The 11,811-nt window shown below is 64.1% G+C and carries 7 protein-coding genes; all 7 read left to right on the plus strand.

Annotated elements, in window-relative coordinates; genetic code table 11:
- Positions 1-114 precede the first annotated feature (114 nt).
- Entirely contained in the window at positions 115-1,515 is a 1,401-nt protein-coding gene (locus HXS65_RS07365) for an efflux RND transporter periplasmic adaptor subunit (protein ID WP_176493546.1), read from the plus strand.
- Positions 1,512-4,637 (plus strand): efflux RND transporter permease subunit, encoded by a 3,126-nt coding sequence (locus tag HXS65_RS07370; protein ID WP_254696556.1) that lies wholly within the window; start codon positions 1,512-1,514, stop codon positions 4,635-4,637. Before HXS65_RS07365 ends, HXS65_RS07370 begins: the two co-directional genes overlap by 4 nt.
- Entirely contained in the window at positions 4,634-6,148 is a 1,515-nt protein-coding gene (locus tag HXS65_RS07375; protein WP_176493547.1) for an ATP-binding protein, read from the plus strand. The genes HXS65_RS07370 and HXS65_RS07375 overlap by 4 nt, the downstream gene beginning before the upstream one ends.
- A 35-nt stretch (positions 6,149-6,183) precedes the next feature.
- Positions 6,184-6,927: a response regulator gene (locus tag HXS65_RS07380; protein ID WP_084207931.1), complete on the plus strand. Its 744-nt coding sequence runs from the start codon at positions 6,184-6,186 to the stop codon at positions 6,925-6,927.
- Positions 6,928-7,127: 200 nt separating this feature from the next.
- Complete coding sequence (locus HXS65_RS07385; protein WP_176493548.1) at positions 7,128-7,505, plus strand: hypothetical protein; 378 nt, start codon at positions 7,128-7,130, stop codon at positions 7,503-7,505.
- Positions 7,506-7,660: 155 nt separating this feature from the next.
- Positions 7,661-8,791 (plus strand): Spy/CpxP family protein refolding chaperone, encoded by a 1,131-nt coding sequence (locus HXS65_RS07390; RefSeq protein WP_176493549.1) that lies wholly within the window; start codon positions 7,661-7,663, stop codon positions 8,789-8,791.
- 871 nt (positions 8,792-9,662) lie between these two features.
- Positions 9,663-11,705, plus strand: a complete 2,043-nt coding sequence (gene betT / locus HXS65_RS07395; protein ID WP_077378383.1) for a choline BCCT transporter BetT — start codon at positions 9,663-9,665, stop codon at positions 11,703-11,705.
- The last annotated feature ends 106 nt before the right edge of the window (positions 11,706-11,811 follow it).

Below are 11,811 nucleotides of genomic sequence, written 5' to 3' on the forward strand. Positions count from 1 at the left end.
TCCACCCTTTCGTCCGCCATTCTGGCCCATGATCCTTCGTCTCTGCCCGGCGCTCTCGCGACTGGTCAGAGGCCGTTGCGCATCAGGGCCTGACATCTTTCGTCCGGAGTCCGCATGGACAACAGCCCTGAGTCGCCAACCCCGGCATCGCCACCCTCCGCCACTGGCAGCAAGCCACCCTCCTCCCGCCGTCTGATCTGGATGCGCCTGCTGGCGCTGATCATTCTCGCGCTGGCGATAGCGCTGGCGGCCTGGTGGATGACCCACCGCCCCGGCGCCCCCAAGCGCGTGCCCAGTGACGCCCCGGTTCCCAGCGTGGAAGTGGTGACGGTCAGCCATACGGCCAGTGCACCGACACTGGAAGGCTACGGCCGCGTGATCGCCGATCGTCAGACGACCGTATCCACCCGGGTCAGCGGTCAACTGGCCCCCTTCCCCGAGGGCATCGAGGCGGGCCGTGAAGTCCGCGCGAACCAGCTGCTGGCGAGTCTCGACCAGCTGGATTACCAGCTGGCGCTGCGTCAGGCCGAGGCGGATCTCGCCACGGCAGAAGCCAGCCTCGCCTCGGAAAAGGGCGAGCAGATCCGCGCGGCCTCGGAATACAAGACCTTCGGTCGCAACCTGCCGGCGGCGCAGAAAGCGCTGGTGCTGCGCGAGCCTCAGCTCAAGTCGGCTCAGGCTGCGGTGGACAGTGCCCGCGCCAGCCGCGACCAGGCCAGACTCAATCTGGAACGTACCGAGATCCGCGCGCCCTATGACGGCCTGATCAGCGAGCGTCTGGTCGGCGAAGGCAGTGACCTCAACGCCTTCACCGACCTGCTGACGCTGGTGGCCACCGACCGCTTCTGGGTGCGTCTCAATCTCCCGCAGGCCGACATGGAATGGCTCTCGACCCATGCCCGTGACGGACAGGGCACGCCGGTCCTGCTGTCCAGCAAGGCATGGCCGGAGGGCCAGCATCGGCGCGGCGAAGTGTGGAGCGTCCTGCCGTCCCTGGAGGACAACGGCCTGCTGACTCAGGTGATGGTGGCAGTGGAAGACCCATTGGCGCTCGACGTCTCCGAGGAGGCGCGCGCCAGCACGCCGGCCCTGCGTCTGGGCGATGTGGTGGAAGCGACTCTGACACCTCAGCGCACCGCATCGCTGATCGAGCTGCCGGTCAGCGCCCTGCGCAGTGGCCAGCAGGTCTGGGTGCTGACGGAGGATGGCTATCTGGAGAAACGTGCGGTGGGCGTGCGCCATCTGGGCAACGACACCCTGCTGATCGCCGGAGGCTTGAGCGATGGCGAGCGGGTCATCGTGAGTGCCTTGAGCAATGTCGAGGCCGGCATGGCGCTGCGTGCCCGCGGTGATGCGCCGACGCCGACCACCAGGACCCCTGATAACAAGGCGGCTGACGACAAGACGACGGCTGGCGACAAGAGCACCGCGACAGTTGAGCAGGACACCGCGACTGGTGACAAGAACGCCACGGTTGCCGACAAGCGCGCCACGACCACCGGAAGTGACTCATGACGGCACCGTCGCGCCTCAAGGGCCCCATCCGCTGGATGCATGATCATGGTGTCGCCGCCAACCTGCTGATGTTGTGTCTGATTCTCGGCGGTCTGCTGATGTCCAGCCAGATCAAGAAGGAGGTCTTCCCCTCCTTCGAGCTCGAGATCATCAACGTCAGCGTCAGCTATTCCGGCGCGACCCCCGATGAAGTGTCCGAGAGTCTGTTGCAGGCCATGGAATCCGCAGTGCAGGACGTGGAGGGGATCGAGGAGATCACCGCCACGGCCGAGGAAGGCCTCGGCTCACTGTCCATCGAGCTTCAGGATGGCGTCGAGACCATGCGCGCCTACCAGGACATCCAGCAGGCCATCGACAGCATCACCACCCTGCCCGATGAGTCCGATCCGCCCGTCTACTCGCTGGCAGGTCGCTCGCGCAGCGTGATGGAACTCAAGCTGCACGGCCAGACGGATGACCAGACCCTGCGCAACGTCGCCGAGCGTCTGCGCCTGAGCCTGCTGGACAGCAACGACATCACCAAGGTGGAGCTGACCGGCATCCGTGACCGGGAAGTGCACGTGTCACTGGAGGAAGGGGCGCTGCGCCGTTACGGCCTCTCGCATCAGGATGTGGCCAGCCTGATCGGCAATCAGGCGCTCAACCTGGCCGGCGGCAGTCTGGACACCCAGCAGGGCGAGTACCTGGTGCGCTACGAGGCGCGACGCGACGGTGCCGCCGAGTTCGCGCAGCTGCCGGTGATCTCCAGTCAGGAAGGCAATGTCATCCGCCTGGGCGATATCGCCACCGTCACCGACGGCTTCGCCGACAGTGACAAGGAAGTGCTCTATGACGGTGAACCGGCGATCGGCCTGGACATCTATCAGGTCGGCTCCCAGACACCCAACGAGCTGTCCGCCGCGACCATGGCGATGCTGCCGGAGCTGTCCGCCAGCCTGCCGCGCGGCCTGACGCTGAGTGTCGAGGACGATGATTCGCTGGTCTATCAGGACCGTCTGGAACTGTTGCTCAAGAACGCCTGGATGGGGCTGGTGCTGGTGCTGGTGCTGCTGGGCCTGTTCCTGGAAGCGCGCCTCGCCTTCTGGGTCACCCTGGGCATCCCCACGGCCTTCCTGGGCGCGATGCTGTTCCTGCCGCTGGTCGGCGTGTCCATCAACATGATCTCGATGTTCGCCTTCATCATCGCGCTGGGCATCGTGGTGGATGACGCCATCATCGTCGGCGAGAACATCCACTCGCATCGCGAGCGCGGCGCCAGCATGCGCGAAGCCGCCATCCTCGGCGCGCGCGAGATCGCGGTGCCACTGGCGTTCTCGATCCTGTCCAACATCGTGGCCTTCATTCCGCTGCTGTTCCTGCCCGGCTTCCTCGGGCTGGTATTCGGCATCATCCCGCTGGTGGTGATCAGCATCTTCGCGCTGAGCTGGATCGAGGCGATCTTCATCCTGCCCGCGCACCTGGGACACACCAGCGAAAAGCCGATTCGCTGGCTGGCACCGCTGGACCGCGTGCGTCACGGCGTCCAGCACGGACTTGAGCGCTTCACGCGTCAGCGCTTCCAGCCCTTCCTCGAGGGATGTCTGAACTACCGTGGCCTGACCGCCATCTGTGGCCTGGCGCTGCTGGTGCTGGCGATGGCCTGGATGGCCAGTGGCCGTCTCGGCTTCTCGCTGATGCCACGCGTGGAATCCAACCGTGCCGGCGTCACCGCCAATCTGCCGGTGGGCAGCCCGATCAGCCAGGACCGCGAAGTGCGCACCCTGCTGCTGGCGGCGCTGGACCGCGTGCGCGAGCGCGAAGCCGACCTGGCGGTCTTTTCCACCAGCGCCGAGATAGAAGGCAACTCGCTGAGCATCATCGCCAATCTGGACACCACGGTGGAGAACAACTGGTCGCCCTCGCAGCTGATCAAGGCCTGGCGCGAGGAAGCGGGCACCATCGCCAATACCGAATCGCTGCTGTTCGAATCCGATATCGGCGGGCCGGGACGCGGCGCGGGCCTCACCATTCGACTGTCATCCTCCGACAGTGCCGCGCTGATGGCGGCCGCCGCGACCCTGGCGACCTCGCTTGAGGATTACAGCTCGCTGTCGGATATCGACAGCGGCCTGGATGACGGCAAGCGCGAGCTCTATCTGCAGCTCAATGCCTATGGACGCTCGCTGGGACTGGACGGCGCGACGCTGGCCAACCAGCTGCGCGGACCGCTGTCCGGCGCCACGGCACTCAAGCAGCAGCAGGGTCGCAATGAGGTCGAGGTCAAGGTGCTGTTGCCCGAAGCCCAGCGCGCGAGTCTGGCCCAGCTGGAGAATTTCGGCGTGCAGACGGCCGACGGCGTCAGCGTGCCGCTGGGACTGGTGGCCGACATCCAGCAGGGACGCGCCGCCTCCAGCATCCTGCGCATCGATGGTCGCCGCGTGATCGAGGTCACCGCCAACGTCACGCCGTCCGATGCGGTCAGTCAGGTGATCACCAGTCTGGAAAGCGATGTCTATCCCGAGCTGAAGAGTCAGTATCCAACTCTGAGCATCGGCTATGGCGGACGTCAGGAGGAGACCGCCGACAACCTGGGGTCCCTGCAGGTCTCGTTGCTGCTGACCCTGGCGGCGCTCTATCTGCTGCTGGCCCTGCCCTTCAGAAGCTATCTGCAGCCGCTGCTGGTGATGACGGCGATCCCCTTCGGCCTGATCGGCGCGGTGATCGGCCATCAGCTGATGGGCTACGGGCTGTCGGTGATCAGCCTGATGGGCATGCTGGCGCTGTCGGGCATCGTCATCAACGATGCGCTGGTCCTCATCGACTATGCCAACCGCCAGCGGCTGGCCGGAGCCAGTGCGCGTGAGGCGATCATCATGGCGGCCACGCGACGTCTGCGTCCGATCCTGTTGACCACGCTGACCACCTTCTTCGGTCTCGCGCCGATGATCTTCGAGACCTCGCGCCAGGCTCGCTTCATGATCCCGATGGCCGTTTCCATCGGCTTCGGCATCCTGTTCGCGACGGTCATCCTGCTGATCCTGGTGCCGTCGCTCTATCTGCTGCTGGAAGACCTGCAGCACAGCCTGCGTCGCCTGCTGGGACTGCCGCCCCGCACCCCGCCTCAGGAGGAACGTGCGTCATGATCCAACCCGTGACCGCCCTGCGTTCGAGACTTTCGGTCCGCCTGTTCGTGATCCTGCTGCTGACCAATGTCGTGATCGGCGGCAGCATCTACCTGTTCATTTCCAAGAGCATGGACAAGGGCTTCGCCGAGTACCTGCAGCAGACCCAGCAGGAACGCGTCGAGATGATCTCGACGGACCTGATCAGCGCCTATGCCGCCGAGGGCAGTTGGCAATGGCTCAAGAGTCGGCGCAACTGGGGGCGTATCGTGCACTCCCGCCCGCCGAGCGAAGAGGACGGCATGATGCCCGGGCCCGGCATGTCACCGCCGCCAGGCCGGGAGGACAGCATGATGCCCGGCCCCGGCATGTCGCGCCCGCCGGTCGGAGAGCAGGCCATGCTGCTGGGGCCCAACATGACGCGCCCGCAGGATTACATGCTGCGTGATGCCGATGGCCAGCGTCTCAATGGGGCACCGCGCCCCATTCCCGGCATGCAGTTCAAGGACCTGATGCTTGATGGCAGCAAGATCGGAGAACTCGGCTATCTGCCGGTGAGCGAGATGCTGAAGCGCGGCAAGGACCAGTATCTGGAACGTCAGTCGCGCGATCTGGCCATCATCATGCTCTCATCCGCCTTCGCCTCGCTGCTGGCGGCCGCCGGGATCGCCTGGTGGCTGGGGCACCGTGTCCGTGACCTGGCCTCTGGTGCCAATCGCCTGTCGAGTGGCGACTATGCCACCCGTCTGCCGGTCCGCGGGCAGGATGAGCTGTCGCGGCTGGCCGAGGACTTCAATGCCCTGGCGGCGACACTGGAGAGCAATCGCGATTCCCGCCAGCGCTGGGTCAGCGACATCTCCCACGAGCTGCGGACTCCCCTGGCGGTGCTCAAGGGCGAGATTGAAGCCATGCAGGATGGCTTCCGCCCGATGAGCCATTCAAGCCTCGGCTCGCTGGCCCAGGAGGTGGACGCCCTCAATCGCCTGGTGGCGGACCTGCGCCTGCTGGCACAGAGCGATGCCGGTACGCTGGAAGCCTGGCGCGAGCCGCTGGCGCTGGATACCCAGCTCCGTGACAGCCTGGACGACCTGCGCGGCTGGCTGGCGGATGCCGGGATCGCACTGGAGACCGACATCCCGCTGCCGCTGCGGGTGCTGGGCGACACGCAACGCCTGCATCAGCTGTGGAGCAACCTGGCCAGCAACACCCGTGCCTATACCGATGCACCGGGCAGACTCAAGGTCAGTCTGCTGCACGAAGCCGCCAGCCCCGCCCAGGGAGCCGGCCACCCCGGCTGGGCGATCGTGCGCTGGGAGGATTCCAGCCCCGGCGTGCCGGACGCCGAGCTTGCCCATCTCACCGAGCGACTGTATCGCGTCGAGAACTCGCGCAATCGCTCAAGCGGTGGCAGCGGGCTGGGGCTGGCCATCGCCAGCGCGCTGGTGAGTGCCCATGAAGGCGAGCTGGTGCCGGGGCACTCCACACTGGGCGGGCTGCGATGGGACATTCGCCTGCCGCTGTTGTCTACTTGAGACTGACTCTTTTTCATCCGCAAGGACTCTTGACCATGAGCGACATTCACGCCGACCACTCCGATGACCAGGCACAATCTCGCAAGCCACTGATTCTGGTGGTCGAGGATGAGCCCAAGATCGCCAGCCTGCTGTGCGATTATCTGAATGGCAGCGGTTATCGCACCCGCCACGTGGATGATGGCAATGCCGTCATCGCCGCGGTCAATGACGAGAGACCGGCACTGGTCCTGCTCGACCTGATGCTGCCGGGCACCGATGGCCTCACCCTGTGCCGTCAGCTGCGCGCTGAAGACGCCCTGCTGCCCATCGTGATGCTGACCGCGCGCGTCGAGGAAGTGGATCGCCTGCTGGGGCTGGAGCTGGGCGCCGATGACTACATCTGCAAACCCTTCAGCCCGCGCGAGGTGGTCGCCCGCATCAAGGCCGTGCTGCGTCGCAGTCAGGCACTCGACCAGACGCTCTCGCAAAGCTCCGCCAAGGGCCAGCTGACGCTCAATGAAGAAGGCTGGCAGGCCCTGGCGGATGGCCATGACCTGGGGCTGACCGCCGTCGAGTTCCAGCTGCTCAAGGTGATGATGCAATCACCGGGGCGCATCTTCTCCCGTGATCAGCTGATGGACCACATGTACCGGGATCACCGCATCGTCTCGGAGCGCACCGTGGATTCCCACGTCAAGAAGCTGCGCCGCAAGATCGCCAGTGCCTGGCCGGAGCGCGACGTGATCCGCTCCATCTACGGCGTCGGCTACAAGTTCGAGCCTGACGTGCTGGACTGACTCCCCGCCTCTCCCCGGGCCCGCGAACCTTTCAGCAACATGACAACCGCCGTCTGTGACCACAGACGGCGGTTGCGTTTTTGTTGCACCCGCGGTGCTAACTTGCTGTCCAACTGCGACGGATACTGTCATCACTGCCTGAGTACGCGACATCGACTGCCGCATGAGCTCGGGCTCACGCCACAAGTGAGGTATTCGCCATGTCCCACCGTCCTGCCAAGCGTGCGCGTCCTCGCACTCGTCTGATCAGTGCCGGCATGCTGAGCGTCATGCTGATGGTGTCACCGCTGACCGTGAGCAGCGCCAGCGCCGCCGATGTCTCCCTGAGCGTATTGCTGGATGGCATCAGCCTGAACGTCAGTCAGCGCGACACCCTCGACACGCAATATCGTCACTACCGCCAGCAGCGTCAGGCGGCCGAGAGCCACCACGATGCAAAGGCGCTGGCCAAGGCCCGTCAGGACTATCTGGCCAAGGTCGACAGAATCCTGAACGCCGAGCAGACAAGCCGTTTTCATCAGCACTTCGATCGCCACTACCCCGACAAGGCCAGCACGGGCAAGCAAGCCCAGCACTGACGGCCTCGTGGCAGGCTGCCGCGACAGCGTTGCAGATCCTGACATGACACATTGCACACTTACCCGCGAGTACTTGCACAATCCCGGCACATTCGCCGCCGATACTCGCTATATCGCATGAACGCTGTTCTTTATCTCGACATACGGAGTACGCCATGAACCGCATTTCTCGCAAGCTCATCGTTTCCGGTCTGCTGACCGCCCTGGCACTGCCGATGACCGCCATGGCCGCCAGCGGCGTCAAGCAACAGGAACAGCACGACGGTGCCGCCGGCCGCCAGGCAGGCCTGGACAAGATTCTCGCCAGCTGGCACCTCAGCGATGCTCAGAAACAGAAGCTCGAAACGCTGAAGCAGCAGCAGATGGAAAGCCGCAAGCAGCTCAAGGAACAGACCTTCGACTCTCGCGAAGCACGTCGTGATGCCATCAAGGCCCAGCGTGACCAGCACAAGGCGGCCCTCGCCGAGATTCTCGACGACAACCAGGTCAAGGTGCTTGAAGCCTACTGGGCCGCAGGCAAGCCGATGCACGGCAAGCATGATGCCAAGCGCCCTGATGGGGCCGACAAGCATGGCGACAAGCCGATGGCCATGAAGGACAAGCCGGCCGGCGGCAAGCACATGGGACGCGATGGCGATCAGCGCATGGCACTGATGGGCGCCCTGTTCGACAGCTGGAACCTGGATGAGGACCAGCGTGCGTCCCTCAAGGATTCCTTCGATGCCATGCGCGGCGACATGAAGTCGCTCAAGGAAACCGACTTCGACTCGCGTGAAGCGCGCAAGGCCGCCTTCAAGGAACTGCGCGAGACGCAGCACGAGCGCCTCGCCAAGGTGCTCAACGATGACCAGATCAAGGTGCTGGACATGATGCACCAGCGCGACAAGCGCGGCCCGAAGATGGCGGAGCGCCAGCAGCGCGAAGGCATGAAGGCCCTGCTGGCAAGCTGGAATCTGAGCGATGATCAGATGCAGGCGCTCAAGGAAGTCCGCAAGGAAATGCGTGACGAGATGCATGACAGCATGAAAGAGATGCACGACGACATGCGGGATGCCATGAAGGACGCCGACACCAGACAGGAGCGTGTCGCGGCCCGTCAGGAAATGCGCAAGGAGATGAAGGAGCAGCGCCTGGAACTGCGTCAGGAAGGCCGCGAGAAACTGGCTGATGTCCTGTCCGCCGAACAGCTGGACGCGCTGGAGGCCTTCATGGCCAATGGCATGCGTCATGGCGGCCCGCACGGTGGTCCGCAGGAGGGACCGGGCGAGCCGGCTCCGCAGGCCTGATGCGCGGCACCTGAGAGGCGACTCCCCTTTTCAGGTGCCAGCCAGACACGCCCCATGAAGTGACCCTGATCGGTCTTGTGGGGAAGAAAACGCGAAAACGATGCCGCCCCGGCCGCCTTCTGGTGGTCGGGGCGGTGTCGTTTTCGTCCATTGGCGACAGAAATGTCTCTCTCCGCGACATTCCTGACGGGAGGCTCTGGCATGAGGGCTCGCGCCCGACGGATCGCGACAGGTTCATAAGAGAAAGCGACAGTCCCCCTGTCTTTTTGGGTAATGGGGGTTATATTTTTATTGAACAATCAATTAAAATAATTTTGCGAGGCCTTGAGCATTACATGGCGTGATGATGAGAGTCGTGCTTTCCTGACTGCTGAGCTCCCCCGTCCGAGGGTTCTCTCGAACGACAGGGCATTGAGCAACGGTGTCCATGACAGAAGCCACCGCAGGGGGATGCCTGCAACCGTCAGCGGAAAGCGGACCCGGCACTGGCCGCGAAGGAATTCGCGCCGCGCAGATGTCGGAGTCAGAGATCTTGGCAAGACAGTCTCTGACGTCCAGCAGCGCCCTGTGAACGTTCACCATGATGAAGGTCGCGAGACAGTCGCCAGGCATGCCGTTGCCGAGGCGCCCGCCGACCGACCTTCGTGAATCGCCTTGAGGCCGTTCTCGCCTGCTGCCTGCGGATGGACCTGCCATACCTCCGCCTGCCAGTCGACACTGCCACCGCTTCAGCGCTACCCATGACGGGTGCTGAGCGAGGCCCGTGCCGTTCGTGTCCGTCTTTGCTGACACCCTGCCGTTGCCCCCACAGCCGCAGGCTGTCAGCAAAGCACTACGCACGAGTGAAACTTCCCCATGACAGGAGTTCCTCATGCAGAAACCCGCTTCCTCCGAGAGCGCTGCGCCGACCTCGAGTCGCATCAATCCGACGGTCTTCTACGGATCGATCATCGGTATCGTGGCGTTCCTCGCCTTCGCGATGCTGTTCACCGAACTGGCTGACCAGTGGATCGGCAATGCCCTGAGCTGGACCATCGATACCTTCGGCTGGTTCTACATGCTGGCCATCGTGGCCTATCTGGTCTTCGGTGTGCTGATCGCCTGCTCACGCTTCGGGCGCATCCGCCTGGGACCGGACGACTCGCGTCCTGAATTCTCGCTGATGTCCTGGGCCGCGATGCTGTTCGCCGCCGGTATCGGCATCGACATCCTGTTCTACTGCATCGCCGAGCCGCTGTCCCACTATGTGGCACCGGTCACGGGGGACCCCGAGACCCAGGCGGCGATCCGCAACGCCATGGTGGAAACCTTCTTCCACTGGGGGCTCTCCGGCTGGGGCATCTATGTGCTCGCCGGCATGTCGCTTGCGTACTTCAGCTATCGCCACCGCCTGCCGCTGGCCATCCGCTCGGCCTTCTATCCGCTGCTGGGCAACCGCATCAATGGCCCGATCGGCAACGCCGTGGATATCTTCGCCATCATCTCCACCGTGTTCGGCATCGCCACCTCACTGGGCATCGGCGTCATCCAGCTGAACTACGGTCTCAAGTTCATGCTGGGCGTGCCCGAGAACCTCGCCGTGCAAGCGGCACTGATCATCGGCGTGATGATTCTGGCGACGATTTCCGTCATCACCGGTGTCGAGAAGGGCATCCGCCTGCTGTCCGAATTCAACATGCTGCTGGCCACCGCCCTGCTGATCTTCGTGCTGGCCGTCAGCGACACCTCCCAGCTGCTCAACGCGCTGGTGCTCAACATCGGTGACTACCTGACCCAGTTCACCGCCAAGAGCTTCGATACCTATGCCTACACGCCGGGGACCGATGAATGGATGAGCGGCTGGACCCTGTTCTTCTGGGGCTGGTGGATCGCCTGGACCCCGTTCGTGGGCCTGTTCCTGGCGCGCATCTCACGTGGCCGCACCATCCGTCAGTTCGTGTTCGGTGCGCTGCTGATCCCGTTGAGCTTCATGATGGTATGGATGAGCGTCTTCGGTAACTCGGCCATCGACATGGTCGCCAACCAGGGCGTCAGCGCACTGGCCACCGAAGCCCTGAACGCACCGCAGAACACCATCTATACCTTCCTGGAGCAGCTGCCGTACTCCACCATCACCACCGCCGTGGTGGCGATTCTGGGGATCGTGTTCTTCGTGACCTCCGCCGACTCCGGCGCGCTGGTACTGGCCAACTTCACGTCCATCCTCAAGGACGTCAACCACGATGCGCCGATCTGGCTGCGCATCTTCTGGTCCGCCATCATCGGCCTGCTGACGCTGGCTCTGCTGATGGTCGGGGGGCTGAGCGCGCTGCAGAGCGCCGTGGTGATCACCGCCGTGCCCTTCTCCATCGTGCTGATCTTCATGATGATCGGCATGTACAAGGCGCTGATGATCGAGGACCGCAAGGAGAACGTGCGTCAGGACAACAGCTGCGTCTATGAAGGGGTCGACTGGCACGAGCGTCTGGATCACGTGCTCGACTTCGCCAAGAGCGGCAGTGCCGAGGCAACGCTGAAGCGCTCCATTCGTCCGGCGCTCAACCAGCTGGCCGAAGAGCTCAACCGCCGCGGCCAGGTCTCCTCCGTCAGTGAAGAGACGGCAGAGGGCGAGCCGCTGCCGCGCGTGACACTGGAAGTCGAGTTCGAGGATGCCTCCAACTTCGTCTACCAGGTGCGTTCGGTGCGTCACCAGACGCCAAGCTTCATCGATGCCAACGATGACTACTACCTGCGTCTGGCCGTCCACCTCTCCGAGGGTGGCAGCGGTCAGGAGCTCAACGGCCTGTCGCGTGCTCAGGTGCTCGATGAAGTGGTCACCGCCTATCAGCAGCATCTGGCCTTCGTGCGCAACGATACGGTCAATGAAGCCCCGGTGATGCCAGGCGTGATCGGCAAGCAGACCGACATCGACTGAGTCGTCACCCGGTGCCGAGCCTACGCTCGGCCTGCAACACAAAAGCCCCCGCCGGTCTCCCGGCGGGGGCTTTTTTATGTCTGCGCCATCACGTCACGGGTGCCCG

Source organism: Cobetia sp. 5-25-4-2, from assembly GCF_013374075.1.
In the GTDB taxonomy this organism is placed as follows: Bacteria; Pseudomonadota; Gammaproteobacteria; order Pseudomonadales; family Halomonadaceae; genus Cobetia; species Cobetia marina.